The organism is Sutcliffiella horikoshii (genome assembly GCF_044809035.1).
Classification (GTDB): Bacteria; Bacillota; Bacilli; order Bacillales; family Bacillaceae_I; genus Sutcliffiella_A; species Sutcliffiella_A horikoshii_G.
Window position 1 is genome coordinate 1,602,406 of sequence record NZ_CP085237.1, and the last position, 24,668, is coordinate 1,627,073.

Below are 24,668 nucleotides of genomic sequence, written 5' to 3' on the forward strand. Positions count from 1 at the left end.
TCAGCCTTCTTTTTATAAAAGGAGGGAGAAAATGGAGCTTCAAGAACAGGCGTGGACGTGGGAACAGATGGAGAATTTCTTTTATATGACGAACCAAGAGAAAGCGGATGTTGTCTGGGAGTGTCGGATAAGTGAATTGGAGGATCCTGAAATTCTACAAAAACTATTAAACATATATGGAGAGGGAATCAAGGCAACGACAAAGGATGTAACCGTCATGTATCTTGCAGGCTGGTTTGGATATTTATGTGGAGCAATGCATTTCTTATCTTCAGATAGAAGGAAGGTCACTGCTGAAAATATTAAACTGCAACTTTATAAAAATCACCGAGGAACAATGTTGATTTCATTTGCCGTTCATTCCGAAGGTGTAGTTAAAAAAGATGAAAAAGAGTGGGTGGAGGGATTTTATGAAGAAATTATGAAACCCGCATTTAAGCAGATGCAATCTATGTCAACTATCAAAAACATTCTCCATATGTGGTATCAGGTGACCCATAGTCTCTATTGGATTTCAGATCGTATGAAACATTCATGTCTATCTGAAAGGTATGTATGGCAATACAAAAAAAACGTGGAAATGTTTAAAGAAGTAACCCCCTCTTTTTGCATGGGAGTGATGACAGAGAAACATCCTTATGCAAAAAAATTAATATTTATTGATAATCCATGGGATTTAAATGATCCAATGCCTTTAAAACCTTCTTGTTGTCTTGCTTATCAAACAGAAGGGGGACACTTATGTTATACCTGTCCGAGAATGAAAAAATCAGAGCGACTAGAGAAATTTAATAAAGTTTTAGCAGAGCATTCGACAACGAGTTAAAGGTGTCGAATGCTTTTTTAAATGTTCACGCGGAAATTTCATCGTGACTTTTTAAATCAACATGTTGTACAATTATTCACAATATTCATTTTTAACGAAAAGAAAGGAGCGGTAAGAGTGGCAAGAGCATTGCAAACGAGAGTGACGACAGAAGAAGTAGAGCATGCCTATGAGGTGCTGAAGGATGTGGTTGTCAGAACACCGCTTCAGTTGGATACCATTCTATCAGAACGATATAACTGTAAAGTGTACCTAAAACGAGAAGATCAACAGGTGGTAAGGTCATTTAAAATTAGAGGAGCATACTATTCGGTTCATAGCTTAACAGAGGAACAACGAGTAAAAGGTGTAGTGTGTGCCAGTGCAGGTAACCATGCACAAGGAGTTGCCTATGCGTGCAAAAAGCTCGGAATAAAAGGGAAGATCTTTATGCCCACCACTACCCCGCGACAAAAAGTGTCACGAGTAGAATTTTTTGGTGGGGAGTTTACAGAAGTCGTTCTTATAGGTGACACGTACGATGATTCCTATCAGCAAGCGATGGAAGTTTGTGAAAAGGAAGGGATGAAGTTTATCCATCCCTTTGACGATCGGTTGACAATCACTGGCCAGGCAACTGTAGGCTTGGAAATTTCTGAGCAGTTGCAAGAGGAATGTTCTCATGTGTTCATGGGTATTGGCGGTGGGGGACTGATTTCAGGTGTGGGATCCTATTTGAAAGAAAAGCGTCCGGATACTAAGTTGATTGGTGTGGAACCGTTCGGAGCTCCAGGTATGAAGCAATCATTAGCTCAAAATGAAGTGGTGCGATTGAATGAGATTGATAGCTTTGTAGATGGAGCCGCTGTTAAACAGGTGGGAGAACTGCCGTTTGAGCTGACAAAAGACCTTGCTGATGATGTGGTATTGGTACCAGAGGGAAAAGTCTGTACCACTATCCTGAATCTTTACAACGAAAACGCCATAATTGCCGAGCCGGCGGGAGCATTGTCTATTGCTGCACTGGATTTTTACAAGGATGAGATTTCCGGAAAGACGGTAGTCTGTATTGTGAGTGGGGGAAACAACGATTTAGACCGCATGCAGGAAATGAAAGAAAGGTCCTTGATCTATGAGGGGCTTAAGCATTATTTTATTGTTAACTTCCCACAGCGTGCTGGAGCATTAAGGGAATTTATGGAGGATGTTCTCGGAGAAACAGATGATATCACACGTTTTGAGTACACCAAGAAAAATAACCGAGACAAGGGACCGGTGTTGGTCGGCGTAGAATTACGAAAGCCTGACGATTATTTTGCCATTATTGAACGAATGGAAAAGAAAGGCTTCACGTATATCGAGATTAACAAAGATAAGCAGTTGTTTAATTTATTAATATAATTTTAGTTTGCATAGAAAAAGAGCGGGGTAACCCGTTCTTTTTTTATGTTTGGAGTAAAAATAAGAAGGGTATGTAAAAAAATTTAACAAACATTTGTAAGCGTTTTCTTTGTTATTACAACAAAAATGTAAGCGTTTTTATATTGTCTGTAAAATTAGAATTATCTGAAATTAGGTGTTGACTGCCTGTATAGACGGTATTAAAATAACATCAACTCAAAGAAACATTGAAAAATGAAACAACATTTCTTATATCAGAAGGGTGTCTAGGGTTCCGATGATTTCAGGAAAGTAAAGTGGTAGTGCAAGAAAGATTAATCTTTGCAATATCAGCCCATTTTTCCAATCATGTCTGGTCCGAGCGATACCAGCACGATCTTAACAGATGGTGTACACCGCGAGGAAAAAAGCCTCTACGGATAGGTTCTGATGAACGCTTGACGTTTATTCAACCTGACCAAGGGGCAACTTTTAAATTGTTATATGTCAGAATATTCAAACAATAAAAATGAAAAGAGGAGATTAGTTATGTGTAGATACATCTATATGAATGGGCAGCTAGTAGAAAAAGAGAAGGCAGTTGTATCTGTATATGATCATGGATTCCTATATGGCGATGGCGTTTTTGAAGGAATCCGAATGTACAACGGAAATGTATTCCGTCTTCGCGAACATCTTGAAAGATTATATGATTCTGCAAGGTCTGTATTATTGGATGTCCCCTATACCATGTCTGAACTAGAGGATATTATCGTTGAGACTCTTAGGAAGAACAAATTGCATGATACGGCCTATATTCGACTGGTCCTATCTAGAGGAGTCGGCGATCTCGGTTTAGATCCCACAAAATGCAAAACTCCAAACTTAATTGTCATTGCTGAGCAACTTTCATTATTCCCAAAAGAACTGTACGACGTAGGAATTACGATGGTAACCGTTCCTACCCGAAGAAATCGTCCGGATATCTTAAGTCCGAAAGTAAAATCACTTAACTATTTAAACAACATCATGGTAAAAGCGGAAGCAAATATGGCAGGAGCCAATGAGGCGCTTACCCTTAACACAGAAGGCTATGTAGCTGAAGGATCGGGGCAAAACATCTTCATCCTGAAGGGCAACAAACTATTAACGCCGCCAAGCTATGTTGGAGCACTCGAAGGCATCACGCGAAATGCGATCATCGACCTTGCAAATGAAATGGGATATGACGTTCGAGAAGAACCATTTACACGTCATGATGTATATGTAGCGGACGAAGTGTTCTTAACAGGAACCGCAGCTGAAGTGATCCCAGTTATCAGTCTGGACGGCAGAAGAATTGCAGACGGAAAACCAGGCAAAGAAACCCACAAAATCCTAAACCGCTTCCGCCAACTAGTCGTAGAAGATGGCCACAAAGTCTACCCAGAAGAAACCCAAGTAGGTTGGGAAATCAACGGCGGAGTGCTTCTAGGTGAAGCGTTGAATCATTAATGAGATGAAGAGATAAAGAGGGGTCTGACCCTCACTGCATTAAAGCAATAAAGAGGGGTCTGACCCCTCTCAAAGGAGTGAAGCATCTGATGAGAAGTAATACGATCAAGAGAGGTATCGACAGAGCACCACATAGAAGTTTGTTGCATGCAGCAGGGGTAAAGCCGGAGGATATGGATAAGCCGTTTATCGGTGTCTGTAACTCATATGTGGATATTATCCCGGGGCATATGCATTTAAATAAATTTGCAGAAGTGGTAAAGGAAGCAATCAGGGAAGCGGGTGGCGTTCCTTTCGAATTCAATACAATCGGAGTAGATGACGGAATTGCGATGGGACACATCGGAATGCGGTATTCCCTTCCAAGTAGAGAACTGATCGCAGACTCGGCTGAAACTGTTATCAACGCTCACTGGTTTGACGGAGTCTTTTACATCCCTAACTGTGACAAGATCACACCAGGCATGCTAATGGCAGCGGCCAGAACCAATGTACCAGCAGTATTTGTATCCGGAGGTCCTATGGAAGCCGGTAGAACAAAGGACGGTCGGCCGTTATCCCTTGTATCCGTTTTTGAAGGAGTAGGAAGTGTACTTTCCGGAAAGATGTCTCGTGAAGAGCTGCTTGAAATTGAATCAAGTGCTTGTCCAACATGCGGATCATGTTCAGGAATGTTCACAGCAAACTCGATGAATACATTGATGGAAATGCTGGGAGTGGCTCTCCCTGGTAACGGTACCCTAGTGGCAACATCCAATGAACGTCATCAACTGATCAAAGATGCAGCCAAGCATCTCATGAGACAAATTGAAGAAGATGTAAGACCAAGGGATATCATTACAAAAGAAGCAATCGACGACGCTTTTGCACTGGATATGGCAATGGGCGGATCGACCAATACCGTTCTACATACACTTGCCATCGCACACGAAGCTGGAATCGAGTACAAATTAGAAGACATTAATAAAATCGCAGAAAGGATTCCTTATCTTTGCAAAGTTAGTCCGGCATCAGACTATTCCATGCAAGATGTTCATGAGGCAGGAGGCGTAAGTGCCATCATTAAGGAACTTTGCCAAATGGAAGGTGCTATACATCCTAATAGACTCACCATTTCTGGTCAATCCATTCAAGAAGTGGTAGAACATGCTCAAATCGTTAATGAACAGGTCATCAGAAAAAAAGATAATCCCTACAGTCCTGTGGGCGGGTTAAGCATCCTATTTGGGAACCTTGCTCCAAACGGTAGTGTAATAAAGGTGGGAGCCGTAGATCCGTCTATCAAAACATTTACAGGTGAGGCCATCATTTTTGAATCACAAGAAGAAGCCCAAGAAGGTATTAATAGTGGTCAAGTCCGTGAAGGACATGTAGTAGTCATCAGATACGAAGGGCCTAAAGGCGGTCCAGGTATGCCTGAGATGCTTGCACCAACTTCCTCTATTGCAGGAAGGGGATTATCAACGAAAGTGGCACTCATTACCGATGGAAGATTTTCTGGGGCATCAAGGGGTATCTCCATCGGACACATCTCACCGGAAGCGGCAGAAGGCGGTCCAATCGCCTTTGTTGAAAATGGCGATATCATTCAAATAGACTTACCAAAACGAACGATTCATTTATTGGTGGAGACAGAAGAGTTAGAAGCGAGAAAACAGAATTGGCAACCACCAGAATCAAAAGTGAAAAGCGGTTACCTTGCAAGATATGCAGCACTTGTTACGTCAGCAAATACAGGAGGAATCCTAAAAGTATAGAACCTAACACAAGGAGGTGGAGAACGAATGAGTACAGTTGAAAACAGCGGAACGAAGGTGGCCCAAAGGCTGTTAACAGGATCACGAATGATTGTCGAGGCGTTAAAAGAGGAAAAGGTGGAAGTGATATTTGGTTATCCGGGTGGTGCTGTGCTGAATATTTATGATGCACTATATGACGGTGGCATTCCACACCTCTTAACAAGGCATGAACAAGGTGCCATCCATGCAGCGGAAGGGTATGCAAGGGTTACCGGTAGACCTGGGGTGGTTATTGCCACTTCAGGTCCAGGTGCCACCAATATCGTCACAGGCCTAGCAGATGCCATGATTGACTCACTGCCGCTTGTAGTCATAACAGGGCAAGTCAACTCACAGGTACTTGGATCAGATGCCTTCCAGGAAGCACCGATCCTAGGGATTTCGATGCCAATTACGAAACATAATTTTCAAGTTCAGGATGTGAAGGAGCTTCCAAGAATTTTTAAAGAAGCATTCCATATCGCCTCTACTGGGAGACCAGGACCGGTACTAATTGATATTCCCAAAGACATAACTGCCACTTCAGGAATTTACGACTATTCAAAAGAAGTGCATCTACCGGGATATAAGCTCCAGACTGAGCCGGACCCTCAAGCAATTAAAAAAGTAGCGCAGGCCTTGAAAAAAGCAGAAAAGCCCGTCATTTTAGCTGGCGCAGGCGTTCTCCACAGTAAAGCAACAAATGAATTGAAGGAACTGGTTGCAAAAACGACCATACCAGTAGCGAATACTTTACTTGGACTTGGAAGTTTCCCGGCAGGTCACCCTCTTTTTCTCGGGATGGCAGGCATGCACGGAACATACACAGCCAATATGGCTCTTTATGAAGCGGACTTGATCATCAATATCGGAGCAAGATTTGATGACAGACTAACAGGTAACCTACAAGAGTTTGCCAAATTTGCAAAAGTAGTTCATTTTGATATCGACCCATCCGAAATCGGCAAAAATGTCCCAACGGATTATCCGGTCATCGGAGATGCAGCAAAGTCCCTACAACTACTATTAAAGGAATTGCCTGAAACGGGGGATACAAGTAGTTGGCTAGAACAACTACTTCAGTCAAAGGAAGATTATCCACTTTGGTATGTAGAAGATGGAGTAACGTTCAAACCTCAAAAGCTAGTAGAACTTGTTCATGAACTAACAAAAGGAGAAGCGATTGTAACGACAGATGTTGGGCAGCATCAAATGTGGGCTGCGCAATTTCACGGATTCCATAAACCAGATCGCTGGGTAACTTCAGGTGGCCTTGGAACAATGGGCTTTGGATTGCCAGCAGCAATTGGCGCTCAGGTGGCAGAACGGCCTTCTACAGTCGTAGCAGTACTTGGGGATGCAGGTTTCCAGATGACACTGCAGGAACTTGCTGTACTGAAAGAATATAAGCTTCCTGTAAAAGTAGTGCTTGTAAACAATCAATCTATGGGAATGGTACGACAATGGCAGCAGCTTTTTTATAAGGAACGGTATTCAGAATCATTGCTACCAAACCAGCCGGATTACGTTAAACTGTCTGATGCATTCGGCATCAAAGCGGCGGTCGTACAAAATGAAGAAGAGTTCCGCGCGGCCTTCACTGAAGCGCTTGCTACAAATGAGCCCTATCTATTAGATTGCCGGGTGACTCAAACGGAAAATGTGTATCCGATGATTGCTCCTGGAAAAGGAATTCAACAAATGGAAGGTGTGAAGCCATGAAGCGAACATTGTCGCTCCTAGTAAACAACCAGCTTGGAGTTTTGAACCGATTGACCAATCTGTTTTTGCGGAAGGGATTAAACATTGAAAGCCTGGCAGTCGCACCTGTCAACGAATCTTCCATTTCCCTTATGACCATCGTCGTCAACGTGGCCGAGGAGCAAGAAGTGGAGAAAATAAAACTCCAGTTAGACAAACAAATCGATGTCATCCAGATCACCGACATATCCGAGCAAATCGCTCTAACAAATTAACGGAACATTCTTAAAAATAAGGAGGAATTTCAAATGGCAGCACATATGTATTATAACGACGACATCTCCCAAGCAGCATTAAACGGAAAAAAGGTAGCAGTAGTAGGATACGGATCTCAAGGCCATGCCCACGCCCAAAACTTACGTGACAGCGGAGTAGAAGTAGTAGTAGGCGTTCGACCCGGCGGATCATGGGAAAAAGCAAAAGAAGACGGCTTCCAAGTATACTCCGTGGGAGAAGCAGTAGCCCAAGCAGACCTAGTAATGGTATTACTCCCTGACGAAAGGCAACCAGAAGTGTATAAACAAGAAATCGAGCCACATCTCACACAAGGAAAAGCATTGGCATTTGCACATGGATTCAATGTCCATTTCCATCAGGTGGTACCTCCAAAAGATGTGGATGTATTCCTGGTTGCGCCAAAAGGACCTGGTCACTTAGTGCGGCGTGTTTATGAAGAAGGCGGCGGTGTACCAGCACTTTTCGCAGTCCATCAAAATGCATCGGGGGAAGCGAAAGAGGTCGCATTGGCTTACAGTAAAGCAGTTGGTGCCGGAAGAGCAGCCGTCATGGAAACAACTTTTAAAGAAGAAACAGAAACAGATCTATTTGGAGAACAAGCAGTACTTTGCGGTGGAACGACAGCCCTAGTGAAAGCTGGATTTGAAACGCTAGTGGAAGCAGGCTACCAACCGGAAGTTGCCTACTTTGAGTGTCTGCATGAACTAAAACTTATCGTAGATCTTCTATATGAAAACGGATTAGAAGGAATGCGTTACTCTATCTCAGATACTGCTCAATGGGGCGACTTTACAGCCGGACCACGAGTCGTCAATGATGGAACAAAGGATGAAATGAGAAAAATCCTTTCGGAAATCCAATCCGGACAATTTGCTAAAGGATGGGTGCTTGAAAACCAAGCAAATCGCCCAATGTTCCACTCAATTAATGAACAAGAAAAAAATCATCCACTCGAAGTGGTAGGAAGGGAGCTCCGCGCAAAAATGCCATTCATCCAATCGAAAAAGAAGGGAGTCGTTGGCAGTGCGAAAGGTTGACATATTTGATACCACATTACGAGACGGTGAACAGTCAGCCGGAGTGAATCTTCATCCCCATGAGAAATTGGAGATTGCCATTCAATTAGAAAAATACGGAGTGGATGTTATGGAGGCAGGGTTTCCTGCTTCCTCCTACGGGGACTTCCAAGCAGTCCAGCAAATTGCTAGAACCATTAAAAAGTCTAGAGTGGTTGGCCTTGCACGATCCGTAAAATCAGATATCGATGCTGTCTATGAAGCAGTGAAAGATGCTGAAAAGAACGGCGTTCACGTATTTTTAGCAACCTCACCGATTCATATGGAATACAAATTGAAGAAGAAGCCGAAAGAAGTAGTGGAGGCAGCCGTTCAGGCCGTCGAATACGCAAAACGATATTTTGACCATGTCCAATGGTCTGCTGAAGATGCAACAAGAAGCGAATGGCCATTTTTGGCTCACATCATTGAAAAGGTCATTGACGCAGGTGCAAATGTCATCAATCTACCAGACACCGTGGGATACACAACTCCATTGGAATATGCTCAATTAATCACATATATCCGTGAACATGTGCCGAATATCAATAAAGTAAAACTTTCTGCACATTGCCATGATGACCTTGGAATGGCCGTTTCTAATTCATTGGCAGCCATCCAAAGTGGAGTTGATCAAATTGAAGCGACCATCAATGGAATCGGGGAACGCGCAGGTAATGCATCTTTGGAAGAAATTATTGTAGCCTTGCAAATTAGAAAAGATGTCTACCAAGTAGAAACCAACATGGACCTAAAACAAACAGTCAGAACAAGCAATCTTGTCAGCAAACTTACGGGAATGATCGTTCCGCAAAATAAAGCGGTGGTTGGCGCAAATGCCTTTGCCCATGAATCAGGAATCCACCAGGATGGGGTATTGAAAAACAAGAGTACCTATGAAGTAATCAACCCAGAGATGGTCGGCCTACATTCAAATAAAATGGTCCTAGGGAAGCATTCTGGCAGTCATGCATTCAAACAACGTTGCGAGGAACTGGGACTATTTTTAAATGAAGAAGAAGGGAAAAAGCTGTTTAAAGCATTCAAGGATCTTACGGCGAAAAAGAAAGAAGTAACCGAGGACGATATTTTTGCATTGATGATGGATTCATCCGTTAAGGGACTATTCCCTCATTATCGAATGGAAACCTTACAAATCTCTTATGGCTCCAATATAATTCCGACGACAACCATTGCCATTAAAACAGAGGACGGAGAAGTGCTTCAAGAGTCAGCTACCGGAAAAGGAAGCGTAGAATCTGTATACAATACCATCTCCAGAATTCTGCAAAAAGAAATATCGCTGCTTGACTATAGAATTCAATCTACCACCAACGGAAGTGACGCACTTGCCGAGGTATATGTAAAAATAAGTTGCGATGGGGAAATTTCAAGCGGAAGAGGAATCGAGCATGATGTCCTGGAGGCTTCAGCAAAAGCTTATCTGGATGCTGTCAATCGCTTATCCATTAAAGAAAAGTTTGCAAGATACCAAGCAAATGGGGTGGAGGTAGGATGAGTCAATTTACGATCAGCGTCCTGCCTGGGGACGGTATCGGCCCAGAAGTGGTAAGGGAAGCGATACTTGTTCTAGAGCAGGTCGCCAAGAATTTTCAACATACATTTACTTTTAACTATGGCAAGATCGGGGGAGTTGCTGTTGATGAGACAGGAACTCCTCTTCCACAAGAAACAGTGGAATTATGCGAAAACAGCCACGCGGTCCTTTTAGGAGCAGTTGGCGGGCCTAAATGGGATCAAGAAACACCTGAAAGAAGGCCGGAAGCTGGATTGCTCGGAATCCGTAAAGCGTTGAAACTTTATGCCAATCTCCGCCCTGTCACTCTATTTGAATCACTTATCCATGCTTCTCCATTAAAAAGAGAGGTGGTCTTAGATACAGATATTTTAATAGTCAGGGAACTGACAGGTGGCATCTACTTCGGCTCTCCTCGTGAAAGAAGACAGGGAAAGGATGGTCTAGAAGTTATAGACACGCTTTTCTATACCGAAAAAGAGATAGAACGAATCATCCGGAAAGGTTTTGAAGTCGCGCAAGGAAGAAAGAAAAAACTTACATCTGTTGATAAAGCAAATGTGTTAGAAAGCAGCAGACTATGGAGGGAAACCGCCAACCGAATTGCAAAGGAATATCCTGAAGTTCAATTAGATCACATGCTGGTCGATAATGCCGCCATGCAATTGGTCAGAAACCCGCGACAATTTGACGTCATCGTGACAGAAAACATGTTTGGCGACATTCTAAGTGATGAAGCTTCGATGCTCACGGGCTCCCTTGGCATGTTGCCTTCTGCGAGTCTAGGAGTTGAAGGACCGGGACTATACGAGCCTATCCATGGGTCAGCACCTGATATTGCCGGTAAGAACGTTGCCAACCCATTAGCTACCATCCTCTCAGCCGCCATGTTACTCAGACACTCCCTAGGCTTAGAGGAAGAAGCGGCCTCTGTAGAAAAAGCAGTAGACCTCGCACTAGAAGAAGGCTACCGCACTACGGACATCGGCTCAGAATGGGAACGTCTACTTGGAACTTCCCAAATGGGAGAAGCCGTCAGGAGTTACCTTAGAGCGCCAATAAAGAACTAAAAAAACGGAAGGTGAATGACATGCAGCCAAGAACACTATTCGAGAAAATCTGGGATCGTCATACCGTAGTAAAAGAGGAGAATAAACCAAGCCTGTTGTACATCGACCTCCACTTGGTGCACGAAGTCACCTCTCCTCAAGCATTCGAAGGACTCCGTCTAACAGGAAGAAAAGTAAGACAACCAGACCTAACCTTTGCAACCATGGACCACAATGTCCCAACCATCAACCCGTTCCATGTTACTGACGAAATCGCCTCCAAACAAATGACCACATTGGAAGCAAACTGCAAAGAATTTGGAATAAGGCTCGCAGACCTTCACAGTTCAGAACAAGGAATTGTCCATGTAATTGGACCTGAGCTTGGGTTGACTCTACCAGGCAAAACCATCGTATGTGGTGACAGCCATACCTCCACACATGGAGCATTTGGTGCCTTGGCCTTTGGGATCGGTACAAGTGAAGTGGAGCATGTCCTTGCCACACAATGCTTGTGGCAGTCAAAGCCAAAGACGTTAAAGATAGATTTCACGGGACTGAGACCGCTTGGTGTATCTGCTAAAGATCTCATCTTGGCTGTGATCGCCAAATACGGAACAGACTTTGGAACGGGGTATGTGCTTGAATTTACCGGTAAGGTAATCGAAGAGATGACCATGGAAGAACGCATGACCATCTGTAATATGGCTATCGAAGCTGGTGCCCGTGCTGGACTTATTGCGCCAGATGAAACGACTTTTTCCTATTTAAAAGGGAAGAAATATGCACCTGTTGGCGAAGAGCGTGACAAGGCGGAAGTGGATTGGTACGCGCTTCGCTCAGATGAAGGTGCCCTTTATGATAAAGAAATCCAATTTGACATTACCAATCTCGAACCACAAGTAACATGGGGAACAAATCCAGCTATGGGCACAAGTATCAGCGGTAGGGTGCCAGATCCTTCAACCATTGAAAATGAAGGGGAAAGAAAATCTGTTGCCCAAGCAATCGACTACATGGGTCTGACCCCCGGTATGAAGATATCTGATATTGCCATTGATTATGTGTTTATCGGATCCTGTACCAATTCACGCATTGAGGATTTACGTAAAGCAGCAGAAGTGATAAAAGGCAGAACCGTCTCATCAAATGTAACAGCGCTTGTCGTTCCCGGCTCCAAGCAGGTAAAAAAACAGGCGGAAGAAGAAGGCCTTCATGAAGTATTTTTAGAGGCGGGATTTGAATGGCGAGAGGCTGGCTGCAGCATGTGTCTCAGCATGAACCCAGATGTTGTCCCAGCAGGGAAAAGATGTGCCTCCACCTCCAACCGCAACTTTGAAGGCAGACAAGGGAGGGGGGCCAGAACACATTTGGTCAGTCCTGCGATGGCCGCCGCTGCTGCGATTAGCGGTCGGTTTGTCAATGTCAATGAATGGCGATATGAAAAAGAGGAGGTCGTCTAATGGAAGCACTCATCAATCATATCGGAAAAGTAATCCCCTTAGATAAGGCCAACGTCGATACAGATCAAATTATTCCAAAACAATTTCTGAAAAGAATCGAACGAACAGGATTTGGTCAATTTCTCTTTTATGATTGGCGTTTTGAAGCGAGTGGAGAAAAGAATGAATCCTTTATCATGAATGATCCTAAATTCGAAGGTGCTTCCATTCTACTGGCACGAAAGAATTTCGGTTGTGGATCCTCTCGGGAACACGCACCATGGGCACTGAAGGATTATGGAATCAAAGTGGTTATTGCACCATCCTTTGCAGATATCTTTTATAATAACTGCTTTAAAAATGGAATTCTGCCGGTTGTATTAAAAGAAGCAGAGGTGGAGGAGCTCTTTGAAAAAGCTTCTGGGGAAGTACTGGAACTTGAGGTGGATCTTGAGTTTCAAGAGGTTTGTGTTGGAGATGATCTGAAGTATCATTTTGAAACAGACGAATATCGTAAGCAGATGCTGTTGAAAGGACTGGATGATATCGGATTGACTGAAATGTATACGGAAGAGATTTATGAATATGAGCAAACGAGAAGAGTTTACTAGAATTGTGAAGACCATCGCCTTTTAAGATAGGGCGATGGTTTTTCGTTGTGGATTTTTTATGGTAGCTAGCTTTTAAACACCCTAAGCCCCGTCTAAAGAGGAGGAAATGTCTAATAGAAGCGTTCTTAACGCTCTAAGTCCCGCCTGAAGAGGGGGAAATGTCTAATAGGAGCGTTCTAAACACCCAAAGCTGCGTCTGAAAAGGGGGAAATGTCTAATAGGAGCGTTCTTAACGCTCTAAGTCCCGCCTGAAGAGGGGGAAATGTCTAATAGGAGCGTTCTAAACACCAAAAGCTGCGTCTGAAAAGGGGGAAATGTCTAATAGGAGCGTTCTAAACACCCGAAGCTGCGTCTGAAAAGGAGGAATGTCTAATAGAAGCGTTCTAAACACCCAAAGCTGCGTCTGAAAAGGGGGAATGTCTAATAGAAACGTTCTAAACACCCAAAGCTGCGTCTGAAGAGGAGGAAATGTCTAATAGAAGCACCCATACCTAGGCATATTTTACTGATTATCCCTATTTTTGAAACCAACTAGCAATCTCTCTCGTATCTAGGGAGGAGAAACAAAGAGTTTACTAGAAAATTTTTACTTATGAACTTTTTGTTATTATTGTTATTTTTATCCTTTATATGGGTAAAAGAAAATAGTCTATAAAACAACAGAGAACAGGAGAGGATTATGTGAAATCTTTGAAAATGATGTTGGTGAGTATCCTTGCTGTAATGTTGCTTACAGCTTGCAGCAACACTTCCAATGGGGTCAATGGGAATGTAGAGGGAAATGCTGAAGCCAAAGAGACGACTAATGAAGAAACAACTAACTCCACAACTGATGGAGAGGGAGTTGATGCCTCAGAAGAACAAGAAGCACTGACTGCAGAAGAAGTCTTGCAAAAGTCCACAGAAGCGATGGCTGCCCTTTCTAGTTATTCCATGGAAATGATCTCTGATCAGGAAATTTCCATGTCAGGGGAAGATACGATTAAAATGGTTACCACCACTACAACAGATATGTCATTAAATCCTATGGCAATGTATCAGGTTACTTCTATTGAAGATGCTGATGGAATGATGGAAAGCATGGATAATGAATCGTATTTCTCTGAAGACGGTTTCTTCGTTTATGATTCCATGGCTGGGCAATGGTTTAAAATGCCGGAAGAATTTACTGCTCAGTTAAACGCAATGTCTGAAATGCAAACAAATCCAGCAGAACAGTTAGAGATGCTAAAAGACTACACCGATGAGATCACAATGACAGAAGAAGAAGACCACTATGTGCTGAACTTTGAAGGATCTGGTGAACAATTTAATGAAATGGCCGGGATGATTGGCGGTATGGTGGGAGACGACATGGGAGAAATGATGCAAGAAATGCTCTCCATGATGACAGTCAATCAATTAAGCTATTTAGTTCATATTGATAAAGAAAGCTTCTATCAAACGAAGGTTTTATTAAATATGGATATGGAAATGGATGTTGATGGGGAAAAAGTGTCAAGCATTCAAGTGATGGATTCAACATTAAAAAACTTTGATGAAGTTGGAGAAATCAAAGTTCCACAAGAAGTCATCGACAGTGCACAGGAAATTACGCAAGAAGATCTGGATCAAATGGAACAACAAGGAAGCTACTAAAAGAAAGGGAGGAGCCATTTAAAAGGTTCCTCCCTTCTTTTACGTTATTCGTAGCTTTACAGGTTTATAGTCATACAGTTTTCCTTCGTATACCCAATTCAATCGGTCGCTTTTCCTGAAATCATCTGGGGTGACAAGGGAGGGGAGTTTATCCCATAACTTGATACCAGAGCGGTGAAGAACATCTGAAACGAACTGGGAGCAAAAGTAACTGGAATCAATTTCTACAGGTTCATTGATGGAAACACCGATCACTCCAAGTAAATTATAGAACCATTTCGTTTCCTTCTTTTGAAAAACCCCAATTATTCTCCTCATTTTTTCAACTTCCCGTTGAGTAACGGCCATTCTATATAAAACACAAGTGGTGCCGGGGTACTTTCTATAAGTGCCATTTACCACATCTTCTCGAATGAAGCCTCCGTTAAAAGGGTTACTGGGGCGTTTCCTTCCAAAGCTGTATAATTCCATTAATTCGTGGTCAAAGGAAAGAGAAACGTGATTATAGGGGGCTTTCGTATATTTTTTTATGGATTTGGTAAATAAGGTACCTGTATCAGTGAGTAATATGTAAACATATGTATCTTCCATCATTTCAACACCTTCTGATAAAAATAAATTCTACTATTATATTATATAATTTCTCTTGACCAAAATTAACCATTAATTTCATAATAATAGGTAGATAGGGGGATTTTGATGTTTATGTTCGAGAAAGAGGCAGTCATCACATTATTAGTCATTGCATTTGGATTAAGTGTTTTTAGTATCATCTTTTACATAGTGAAAAGGAATACAACGTCTAAGGATTTCTCGGATTTATCTGTGCGTGTGAAAACCTGGTGGGGGATGCTTGTTGTATTTAGCATAGCCACGTTGTTTCATCCACTGGTATCTTTATTTGCCCTTATGTTTTTATGCTTTTTTTCTTTAAAGGAGTATTTCTCTATATTGCGCACCCGTAAAGTAGACAGACAATTGTTTTTATGGGCGTATCTCTCCATTCCCATCCAGTTTTATTGGATCTATATCGGGTGGTACGGCATGTTCATCGTTTTCATTCCAGTCTATGTATTTTTATTTTTACCGCTTCCGAGGATTCTTGGCAAAGGTACGGTAGGGTTTCTTCGTTCTGTCAGTTCTACACAATGGGGATTGATGCTGATGGTATTCGGGTTGAGCCATCTGGCATTTTATCAAGTTGCAACTCCAGAGTATGGGGCAAACCTTGTATTATATTTAGTGGTTCTGACGCAATTGCATGATGTGATTCAATACTTGATATCTCTTTATATTGGGAAAAAGAAGGTCATTCCGTCATCGAACCCCAATATCACGTGGGAGGGGTTTTTGATATCTACTTTTGTGACAACGGGAGTATCCTATAACCTATTTGCCTACTTGACGCCATTAAATGAGTTGTTCGGTTTATTATCGGGTCTGATTATTAGTGTTGCTTGTTTTGGGGGAAGTTTGGCTGTATCAGTTTTGAAGCGTGACCTTTTAGTAGGCGATGATGAAAAGGCGTCTGTGCTGAAGAAAAGCTATCTAACAAGAGTGGATAGCCTTGCATACTCGGCTCCCATCTTCTTTCATGTCATTCGATATTACTTTGATTTTATGTAAGATTTAAGATTGGTAGATAAAGGGGTAAAATAAATACATCTTTAGAATCACATAATTTTACATCCCATCTAATATTTTACAATAATAGGGTATTGGGAGGGATGATGTATGAAGCTACTTATATTTTGTGATCCTGGAATTGATGATGCATTGGCTTTGATCTATGCGCTGCTTCACCCTAAAATAGAAGTACTAGGACTTGTTTGCAGCTACGGAAATGTGGATAAGATTACTGCTGCCAATAATGCAGCCCATATTTTACAATTGGCTGGCCGTATGGATATCCCGATATTCAATGGGGCGGAGATGCCGGTTTCCGGGGAACTTGCCAACTATTATCCGGAAATACATGGGGAGGACGGGATTGGTCCCATAAAAGTGAAAAAGGGATCCTACCAATTTAGAATTCATAACCTTGGTGAGGTATTTGATATTATTAAACGCAATAAAGATATAGTCATTGCCGACCTAGGCAGATCTACCACCTTGGCTGCTTGTTTTTTATTAAACAGGAAAGTGATGGGTGAGGTAAAAGAACTGCATATAATGGGAGGAGCTTTCATGGTTCCGGGGAATGTCACCCCTGTAGCGGAGGCGAACTTCTACGGAGATCCTACTTCAGCCAATCTATTATTGGCTCACGGTAAGAAAGTTTTCCTAACGCCGCTAAATGTCACTCAAAAGGCAATCATTACGAATGATTTTGCGGAAGCCCTTGAGTACTATAGTAAAAATAAATTTAAAGATATATTCATTCCAATCATAAAATATTATGCTAATGCCTATTCAAAACTGATACCTGGAATAGAGGGTGCCCCTTTTCATGACTTGCTAACGGTCTATTCAGCTGCCCATCCCCAAAGGATGCAGTACTTGGCTAAAAAAGTGCATGTCGTAGTAGAAGGGAAGACAAGGGGCAAATCGTACGCAGACTTTCGAACCTTAGAAGTGGATAAGGAGAGTAAGCACCATATTGCCTTGAGTTTTGACTATGAACATTTCTTGCAAGAAGTTTTTCAAACATTAATAAGACCTTTATAATAAGAAAGAGAAGCTTCGTCAATTGAAGGAGGAAAAAAAGTGCCTACAGAAAAAGAAAAAATGCTCGCTGGAGAATTGTACAAACCTTGGGACCCAGAGTTAATGGAGGAGAGAGTCAACGCAAGAAGACTAAGCAGACTAATCAACGAAACCACCGAAACGGAAGGGGACCGAAGAGTGGAACTCCTTAATGAACTCTTCGGATCTACAGGGAAAAACGTTTACCTAGAGCCAAACTTCCGATGTGACTACGGTTATAATATTCATGTAGGGGAAAATTTTTTCGCGAACTTCGACTGTTGCATACTTGATGTGTGCAAGGTAGAGTTTGGCGATAACTGTATGCTCGCTCCTGGCGTACATATTTACACGGCAACACATCCCATTGATCCTGTGGAAAGAAACAAAGGTCCTGAATACGGGATTCCAGTTAAAATCGGCCATAACGTTTGGATTGGCGGCAGTGCCGTTATTAATCCGGGAGTGACAATTGGTGATAACGTGGTAGTCGCATCTGGTGCTGTTGTCACCAAAGATGTCCCATCAAACGTTGTGGTTGGGGGAAATCCTGCGCGTGTCCTAAAAGAAATAGAAGTAAAATAAAGAATCTATCATTTTTTCTAGTAATCGTTGCATATAATGTAACGATTCTTCTTTTGTTTTTTTTACATATTTCATTGCTTGTAATTAGTTGCGGAACTATACATACTAGTGTATTTGCTGGGAGGGACGGTTTTGGAAAAAGAAGAGCATTCTTTATTTGATCAACCAATTATAGCCTTTGGCTTACCAATACTAATTATGCTGTTTGGTGTATTTTTACTTGTGGAAGCCCACAATTCAGGAAAACTGAAATACATTCCGGTTGTTTTCATACTTCTGGGTTTGTCGGAAATTATCCGCGCTGTGATGAGACGGCATTATCGTCCGACGAAAAGAAAGCGTGCTGAAATTAATCAAAAAAGTGGACATGTTGCTTACATTCTGATGGCTACAAGTGTGGTTTGTTCGGTACTGCTTTTGATTATGGATCGGATTTCCGTGGAGATGGTTTTGTATGTGCAGTTATCGATGGCGATTGTGGTATATCCGTTGTTAAAATTAATTTTACTTGTACGGCATTATTAAAGTGACGGGGATCCCCGTCACTTTTTAAGTTGGTTGATGGAGTAGAAAGTGCCTCTCCAGATGATACCGCCTCTGTGGAGGGTGAGGATGGTTGCTCTTGCGATGCTGTAGATGAAAAGTAGAACAGTTATAGGAAAAACAGTTAGGTAAATATTTGCCCCTTTTGCCATTTTGTTAGCAGTTACGTGGTAGGCAAGGAATAGCATCAAAATACTCAGGAAGAAAAGTAGTCGAGTGATTCCAGTCGTTACAAACAAGGCGATAAAAGGGAAAAGTTGAGAAAGAAATAAACCACTTATAGCAAACAGCACCATGAAGTAGCTGTAAAAGAGTCCTGCAAAAGTGTTCTTTTCCAATCCTATAAGAGCCGAACGCAGGTCAGGATACCATTCCACTTGCAGGTGATTAAGCGCCAGGGCCAAGTGTTGTCTTTTTCCAGCCTGTTTGATTTGTCTGCCAAGCATTAAATCATCATCTGGCCGCATTCTTATATTTTGATGCGTGCCAATTTCCTCATAAGCATCTCTAGATAGAAAGTTGAAGGCGCCAATTCCAATGGCAGATTTACTTTTAGGATCATTGGATTTCCAGGGCCTTCTAAAGTAGCCAAAACCGAAAAGGAAAAAAGAGACGAATGCATTGGTCCAGAAACTGCTTCCTTTTAAATTTGGCGCAAGTGTTAAATGGTCGAGTTTTTGGTGTTGAAAATATGTTATTGCTTTTGAGACGGTATCTTTCTCGAATAAGATGTCTGCGTCGGTAAACAGGATATACTCGCCTTTGCTTTTAAGGTAACCTTTATACAAAGCGTGGTTCTTCCCAAGCCATCCTGCTTCAAGTTGTTTAATATGGATACACTTCATTCTTGGTTCATTTTTTGCCAATTGATCTATTATGGTGCCAGTCCGGTCAGTGGAGCGGTCGTTCACGACAATCCATTCAATATTGTTACAAGATCACACTTGTTTAAGATAAGTACATCACAAAACTCAATCTGATCGATTAACAAATCCGCGATCTCTCTTGTATCTTCCTCACTCATTGCTTCCTTCCTGTCAAGAAGTCACCATCGTATCCAGTATGCAAAATTTGGTTAAATCAATGCCAAGCTCCTCATCTATATAAGAAAAAGTTTGGGCAACCGGAACCGGTTCACTGATCCCTGTTGATTCAATCAAAATATAATCAATATCACCTGCAGTAGCCAGTTTTTCCACTTCTACAAGTAAATCTTCACGAAGCGTACAACAAATGCATCCGTTAGACATCTCCACAAGCTTTTCATCAGTGCGGGACAGACTCCCACCTTGTCGTACCAAGCCAGCATCGATATTAACTTCGCTCATGTCATTCACAATGACCGCTACTTTCAATCCATCTCTATTATGTAGTACATGATTTAAAAGAGTCGTCTTACCGGCTCCTAAATATCCGCTTAGAACAGTGACAGGTATTTTTTTTATTGTCATTTTGAAAATCTCCTTTTAGATACAAATAGTAATGATTACGATTTATATAGTATCTTACTATTGTTATGATGTAAAGAGATTTTATGGTTCCTATTATTTTGATATGGTAGAATATAGAAAAAGGGAATAAAAGGTTGTGTTAGGAATGATTTGGGTATTTTTTATCAGTTTTACCATACTTGTCGCTGTCTTCTTCTATTTTTTAAATCTATCACTAAAAAAACATCACGAAATTTATAGTAGCAAATTCGTGCGCCCATCCATGTGTGTATCTGTGGCAGGGAATATTTTAATAGTGCTTCTAATTTCTGCGACAGTTGCAAAAGTAGGGGATAAGCAAGAGGGGGATGAGCCGGTATGTGGGTTCATCTTTTTTCTTTTTCACCTTCTAATTTCTATCAATGAGGCATACAAATTAGATAGAAAGGAGGGGGGAAAGATAGAATCAACAAAACGAACAGGTTTTTTTCTATTCATTAATAACACCGTAATATTCATGGTGATCTTATTTATCATTATATCCACCATTACTAGCGTCTTATCTACTAAACTCTCTTCTGAATATGTTGGGAATATATTAAGGAAGGTGCAGTCAACAGAACTGTATTTGAACATTATTCAGTCACAAAACCACTATATGACTGGCAAGGGTGTCGAGGTTCCAAAGCTCCCAATCATGGAGTTAACATTTGAACTGGCAACCAATTTAAAGCCTTATGATATAAGAAGTTTTTTGGGAAATGAAATCCCCGGTTTCTTTGCATATGATACACAGTTCTACGTAGCGGGAAAAGGAACTGACTATACGGATATCCCATTTGAATCCGTGGCCCCAATGGAAGTACTTTTGAAAGAACGTGAGATTGCAGAGGAAATGCTTTTGGCCGACGAGAAAGAGGAAGAGCCGACCCCTGCCCCTGAAAAATCTATGAATGAGACAATTGTGCATATCTATCAATCTCATAGTTGGGAATCTTACCTCCCACTTTTAAGGGGAGTCAGTAAACCAGATGATGCGACGAGTAATAACCCGGAGGCTAATGTTATAGCCGTTGGAAAAATGCTGAAAAAAGAACTTGCTGATAAAGGAATCAAAGCGAATCATGATACAAGAAATGTCCCGAAGGACCTTGCTGCAAGAGGATGGAATTACAACCACTCCTATCAATATTCCAGAGAAACAGTAGAAGCTGCAATGACGTTTAACAGTGATGTGGAATATTTAATTGACATTCATCGTGACGCTTTACGAAAAGAAAAGACAACCGAAGTGATAGATGGAAAAAGCTATGCGAGACTTTTGTTTGTGGTGGGGACGGCTCACAAAGGATACGAAGAGAATTTAGAATTTGCAGAACGAATCCATAATGCTATTGAGAAAAAGTATCCGGGCCTAAGCAGAGGAGTCATCCCTAAAGGAAAGTCTACTGGCAACGGCTTATATAATCAGGATCTTTCCAACCGCGCCATTCTTTTGGAAGTAGGAGGAGTGGACAATAACTTGGAAGAGGCCCGTAATTCCATAAAGGCATTTGCAGATATTTATAGTGAAATTGTTTGGGAAGAAAGGGAAGCAGGAGAGTTCTGATAAAGGAGTGAGTGGGATTAAATATGCATTTATTTGGTTAGTAGTTATGTTTGTAGCGATTGTCATTTCTTTTAATTATTTTCACTGGATTGCTACATTGGCTTCATTTCTGGCAGGAGTGATTGTAATTTCTATTTCATTGTTTGAGGATTTTTATATGGCGAGATGAAGGGGCAGGATATTATTCTGCTCTTTTTTTTGTGAATTAAGGATAATTGTGTGGACGGTTAATGTAATTCAGGATGCTTCTACAATTTAATAACACCTTTCTACCTTAAATTTTCGACCTTATACATTTCCCGGACTAGTTTCTACATTTCCCAGCCGAAGTTCGACCGTTCTATTCATATCTTCTGCATTTTGTTGATTCTACCCTTTTTATTTACTACTTATAAAGGAAATTAACATATTTTCGTAGAAGTAATAAAGCAAAACCAGTCAGGAGATGATTCAAAATGTGTGGGATTTTTAACTAAACATGAACAAAGAGATGCTTGCTTACCGGCAGAAAGGCAGAAGTTGAGACAAGCAATTTACAAGGATTTAATTAAGGACACTAACGTTCTAGCATTCTTCTACGGAGGTTCTCTTGCTAAAGGCAATGAGGATCACTATTCGGATTTAGACCTTCGTATAGTCGTTAAAGATGAAGCTTTCGAGACATATTGTTCGAAGAAAAAAGAACGGGCAACAAACTGGGGAGATGTTTTGTATTTTGAAGATTTTCCATTGGCCCTATATTCCATTGCTCACTTTCGTTCTTTTATAAAAGTGGATACTTTTTATTATCGCAAATCCGATTTGCAGCCTTCCGTCTATTTAAAGCACCTTCTGATTGAGCATGACCCATCTGGTACGGTACAAAAATTAAGGGCCGAGTCGCAGTCACTTGCTTACCTTTTTTCCGAGCAGGAATTTGAGGTGTGGAGAGGCAAGTTCTTTGCTTATCTGCATGAAGTATATCGTCGCGTTCAACGTGGGGAGTATCATTATGCTTTTCAAATGGTTAATTCCCTTAGCTATTCCATTGTAATTGGCTGGTATGTGGAAATGGGGGAAGTGCCTAATTCTTTTGGCGACTGGTCGAAGGTTGAAGGGCCGAGAAGTCCGTTAAGTGAGAAGCAGTTGAATCAATTAGCTTCCTGGGATGTTGGAAATCGTGATGAAGTAATGTTGGTTCATATTGCTAGAAGTCAGGTAGAAGAGTTTATCCAAGTCCACCGTGTTCTTGCAGAGAGGATAGGGGTACCCGTAAATCAAGCTTGGTTAAATGAAATTATAGATTTAGTTCTATGAATAAAAAGCAGCATGTGCTAAAGCATGTTGCTTTTCCTATTTTTCAGGGAATAGTAACCATGAGCAGTTCATTTGCTATCATTTTATGCATTTGTCATAATGCACACAAAAGAAAAGGGAGAGTGTTATCAATGAAAGTAACAGTTGTTGGAGCAAACGGGCAGATTGGTAAACAGCTTGTGCATTTCTTAAAAGAAGAGGATGGGTACACTCCTATCGCAATGGTGCGTAAAGAAGAGCAAGCAGATAGTTTTGCAAAAGATGGGATTGAATCTGTCTTGGCTGATTTGGAAGGATCGGTGGATGATCTTGTGAAGGCCTTTAGTGGCAGTGATGCAGTGGTATTCACAGCCGGTTCTGGAGGTAGCACAGGTTCAGACATGACGTTATTGATTGATTTGGATGGAGCAGCGAAAACGGTGGAAGCAGCTGAAAAAGCTGGCATTTCCCGCTATGTGATGGTAAGTGCGTTCCAAGCAGACAATCGCGAAAATTGGAATGATGACCTTCGTCCCTACTATGTAGCCAAGCATTATGCAGATAAGGTGTTAATGGGAAGTGGCTTGGATTACACCATTGTGCGACCTGGTGGTTTGGTGAATGAATCAGGTACAGGCAAGGTAAAAATCGGGGACAATATTGAGCCTGGATCTATCGCTAGAGAAGATGTAGCCAAAGTATTGCTTGCAGTAATAGGGGCTAAAAATACGTACGGTGCTGCGTTTGACGTAGTTGCTGGTGAAGATAGTGTAGAGGATGCTGTGAGTAAAATATAAATAGGAAAGTTGGGACTGTCTCTTTGGATGAGGCAGTCTTTTTAATTGCAATTCGAAAGATTTTATTTTCCGGTAAGGAAATATACGAGCCGTTCGACACCATTCTTATAAAAACGACACCATCAATATAAATTAAATGAAACCAATCCCCCTCCCATTCCGTTATAGTAATAGACAAACTATACCAGATAAGGAAAAACCAAAATGATAACTAAAAAGCGAGTAAAAACTTTAACGAAAATTGCGCTTGTTCCACTGTTAATTTACCTCATCATCGTCCACTCCCTCATCTATCAGACTGCCAAACAGGAGCCTCCCAAAGATGTCGATTACCTGATTGTCCTTGGAGCAAGAGTGAAGGGGGAAGTGATGACGAAGGCACTGTTATTCAGGGTTCAAGCAGCACTAGAGTACCTTAAAGAGAATCCAGATACTAAAGTCATCGCCTCTGGGGGACAGGGGCCTGGAGAGGATATTACCGAGGCCGAGGCGATGAGAAGATACTTTGTAGCAAATGGAATTGATGTGGACAGAATTATACTCGAAGATCGATCGACCACAACTTTTGAAAACCTTTCCTACTCAAAAGCTTTAATGGAAGATGGTGCCTCTGTTGCCATAGTGAGCAATGATTTTCACATGTATCGGGCTTCTGTAATTGGAAAAAGATTGGACTTTGCCGAGGTACATACCCTTGCTGGGAAGACACCTACCATAGCGATTTTTAAGTTATGGTCACGGGAGTATTTTGCTGTGGCGAAAACGTGGTTAGTAGATAAGTAGTGGGCGTGGTTATAAGCAATGGAACGTACTATCATTAAAGTCCAGAGAAAACGCGTTTTATAGAGCCCAAATGAAACGCGAAATCCTTAAGATGCAAAGAAAATACGTGTCATATAGCCCTAATGAAACACCAAATGCCCTATTTTAGAGAAAACGCGTTTCATAGACCCAAAA

At 41.6% G+C, this 24,668-nt stretch carries 23 protein-coding genes and 1 pseudogene; 21 read left to right on the forward strand and 3 right to left on the reverse strand.

What is annotated here, in order from left to right; all coding sequences use genetic code 11:
• Nucleotides 1-85: 85 nt before the first annotated feature.
• From LG307_RS08385 to LG307_RS08440, 12 genes are all read left to right on the forward strand, one after another.
• Entirely contained in the window at nucleotides 86-826 is a 741-nt protein-coding gene (locus LG307_RS08385; protein ID WP_404449719.1) for a (2Fe-2S)-binding protein, read from the forward strand.
• A 117-nt stretch (nucleotides 827-943) separates the two neighbouring features.
• Nucleotides 944-2,206 (forward strand): threonine ammonia-lyase IlvA, encoded by a 1,263-nt coding sequence (ilvA, locus tag LG307_RS08390; protein ID WP_404449721.1) that lies wholly within the window; start codon nucleotides 944-946, stop codon nucleotides 2,204-2,206.
• Between the two features lie 528 nt (nucleotides 2,207-2,734).
• Nucleotides 2,735-3,679: a branched-chain-amino-acid transaminase gene (gene ilvE, locus LG307_RS08395; RefSeq protein ID WP_404449723.1), complete on the forward strand. Its 945-nt coding sequence runs from the start codon at nucleotides 2,735-2,737 to the stop codon at nucleotides 3,677-3,679.
• An 89-nt stretch (nucleotides 3,680-3,768) separates the two neighbouring features.
• Nucleotides 3,769-5,436, forward strand: a complete 1,668-nt coding sequence (gene ilvD, locus LG307_RS08400) for a dihydroxy-acid dehydratase (RefSeq protein WP_404449725.1) — start codon at nucleotides 3,769-3,771, stop codon at nucleotides 5,434-5,436.
• Between the two features lie 27 nt (nucleotides 5,437-5,463).
• Nucleotides 5,464-7,179, forward strand: coding sequence for a biosynthetic-type acetolactate synthase large subunit (gene ilvB / locus LG307_RS08405; protein ID WP_404449727.1), 1,716 nt, complete (start codon nucleotides 5,464-5,466; stop codon nucleotides 7,177-7,179).
• The gene (gene ilvN, locus LG307_RS08410) at nucleotides 7,176-7,433 is read left to right on the forward strand and encodes an acetolactate synthase small subunit (RefSeq protein ID WP_404449728.1); all 258 of its coding nucleotides are present in this window, start codon (nucleotides 7,176-7,178) and stop codon (nucleotides 7,431-7,433) included. Before ilvB ends, ilvN begins: the two co-directional genes overlap by 4 nt.
• A 33-nt stretch (nucleotides 7,434-7,466) precedes the next feature.
• Entirely contained in the window at nucleotides 7,467-8,492 is a 1,026-nt protein-coding gene (gene ilvC, locus LG307_RS08415; protein ID WP_404449730.1) for a ketol-acid reductoisomerase, read from the forward strand.
• Nucleotides 8,479-10,029, forward strand: coding sequence for a 2-isopropylmalate synthase (locus LG307_RS08420; RefSeq protein WP_404449732.1), 1,551 nt, complete (start codon nucleotides 8,479-8,481; stop codon nucleotides 10,027-10,029). The genes ilvC and LG307_RS08420 overlap by 14 nt, the downstream gene beginning before the upstream one ends.
• Nucleotides 10,026-11,117: a 3-isopropylmalate dehydrogenase gene (leuB, locus tag LG307_RS08425; RefSeq protein WP_404449734.1), complete on the forward strand. Its 1,092-nt coding sequence runs from the start codon at nucleotides 10,026-10,028 to the stop codon at nucleotides 11,115-11,117. The genes LG307_RS08420 and leuB overlap by 4 nt, the downstream gene beginning before the upstream one ends.
• A gap of 20 nt (nucleotides 11,118-11,137) precedes the next feature.
• Complete coding sequence (gene leuC, locus LG307_RS08430; protein ID WP_404449736.1) at nucleotides 11,138-12,559, forward strand: 3-isopropylmalate dehydratase large subunit; 1,422 nt, start codon at nucleotides 11,138-11,140, stop codon at nucleotides 12,557-12,559.
• The gene (gene leuD / locus LG307_RS08435) at nucleotides 12,559-13,149 is read left to right on the forward strand and encodes a 3-isopropylmalate dehydratase small subunit (protein ID WP_404449738.1); all 591 of its coding nucleotides are present in this window, start codon (nucleotides 12,559-12,561) and stop codon (nucleotides 13,147-13,149) included. The genes leuC and leuD overlap by 1 nt, the downstream gene beginning before the upstream one ends.
• Nucleotides 13,150-13,830: 681 nt before the next feature.
• Nucleotides 13,831-14,787 carry a DUF6612 family protein gene (locus LG307_RS08440; RefSeq protein WP_404449740.1) on the forward strand — a complete coding sequence of 319 codons (957 nt, stop codon included), beginning with the start codon at nucleotides 13,831-13,833 and terminating at the stop codon, nucleotides 14,785-14,787.
• Between the two features lie 39 nt (nucleotides 14,788-14,826).
• Here the strand turns inward: LG307_RS08440 and LG307_RS08445 are convergent, their stop codons facing one another.
• Nucleotides 14,827-15,381, reverse strand: coding sequence for a hypothetical protein (locus tag LG307_RS08445; RefSeq protein ID WP_404449742.1), 555 nt, complete (start codon nucleotides 15,379-15,381; stop codon nucleotides 14,827-14,829).
• Between the two features lie 105 nt (nucleotides 15,382-15,486).
• Here LG307_RS08445 and LG307_RS08450 point away from each other — a divergent pair, with 105 nt between their 5' ends.
• From LG307_RS08450 to LG307_RS08465, 4 genes are all read left to right on the forward strand, one after another.
• Nucleotides 15,487-16,413: a phosphatidate cytidylyltransferase gene (locus LG307_RS08450; protein ID WP_404449744.1), complete on the forward strand. Its 927-nt coding sequence runs from the start codon at nucleotides 15,487-15,489 to the stop codon at nucleotides 16,411-16,413.
• Between the two features lie 108 nt (nucleotides 16,414-16,521).
• Complete coding sequence (locus LG307_RS08455; protein WP_404449746.1) at nucleotides 16,522-17,454, forward strand: nucleoside hydrolase; 933 nt, start codon at nucleotides 16,522-16,524, stop codon at nucleotides 17,452-17,454.
• A gap of 39 nt (nucleotides 17,455-17,493) precedes the next feature.
• Nucleotides 17,494-18,057 (forward strand): sugar O-acetyltransferase, encoded by a 564-nt coding sequence (locus LG307_RS08460; RefSeq protein ID WP_404449748.1) that lies wholly within the window; start codon nucleotides 17,494-17,496, stop codon nucleotides 18,055-18,057.
• Between the two features lie 132 nt (nucleotides 18,058-18,189).
• A complete protein-coding gene (locus tag LG307_RS08465; protein WP_148964952.1) occupies nucleotides 18,190-18,582 on the forward strand; it encodes a hypothetical protein in 393 nt (130 codons plus the stop codon).
• A 17-nt stretch (nucleotides 18,583-18,599) separates the two neighbouring features.
• Here LG307_RS08465 and LG307_RS08470 read toward each other — a convergent pair whose 3' ends face one another.
• Nucleotides 18,600-19,511 carry a glycosyltransferase gene (locus LG307_RS08470; RefSeq protein ID WP_404449750.1) on the reverse strand — a complete coding sequence of 304 codons (912 nt, stop codon included), beginning with the start codon at nucleotides 19,509-19,511 and terminating at the stop codon, nucleotides 18,600-18,602.
• A gap of 17 nt (nucleotides 19,512-19,528) precedes the next feature.
• A pseudogene (locus LG307_RS08475) lies at nucleotides 19,529-20,045 on the reverse strand (GTP-binding protein); the annotation flags it as partial.
• Between the two features lie 151 nt (nucleotides 20,046-20,196).
• Between LG307_RS08475 and spoIIP the strand changes: the two are divergent.
• The 5 genes from spoIIP (at nucleotide 20,197) to LG307_RS08500 (ending at nucleotide 24,494) form a co-directional block, all read left to right on the forward strand.
• On the forward strand, nucleotides 20,197-21,639 hold the full coding sequence (spoIIP, locus tag LG307_RS08480; RefSeq protein WP_404449752.1) for a stage II sporulation protein P: 1,443 nt from the start codon (nucleotides 20,197-20,199) through the stop codon (nucleotides 21,637-21,639).
• A 7-nt stretch (nucleotides 21,640-21,646) separates the two neighbouring features.
• Nucleotides 21,647-21,808: a hypothetical protein gene (locus LG307_RS08485; RefSeq protein WP_404449754.1), complete on the forward strand. Its 162-nt coding sequence runs from the start codon at nucleotides 21,647-21,649 to the stop codon at nucleotides 21,806-21,808.
• Nucleotides 21,809-22,098: 290 nt separating this feature from the next.
• On the forward strand, nucleotides 22,099-22,935 hold the full coding sequence (locus LG307_RS08490) for a hypothetical protein (RefSeq protein ID WP_404449756.1): 837 nt from the start codon (nucleotides 22,099-22,101) through the stop codon (nucleotides 22,933-22,935).
• Nucleotides 22,936-23,066: 131 nt separating this feature from the next.
• Entirely contained in the window at nucleotides 23,067-23,711 is a 645-nt protein-coding gene (locus tag LG307_RS08495) for an SDR family oxidoreductase (protein WP_404449758.1), read from the forward strand.
• A 204-nt stretch (nucleotides 23,712-23,915) separates the two neighbouring features.
• Nucleotides 23,916-24,494: a YdcF family protein gene (locus LG307_RS08500; RefSeq protein WP_404449759.1), complete on the forward strand. Its 579-nt coding sequence runs from the start codon at nucleotides 23,916-23,918 to the stop codon at nucleotides 24,492-24,494.
• Nucleotides 24,495-24,668: the final 174 nt, after the last annotated feature.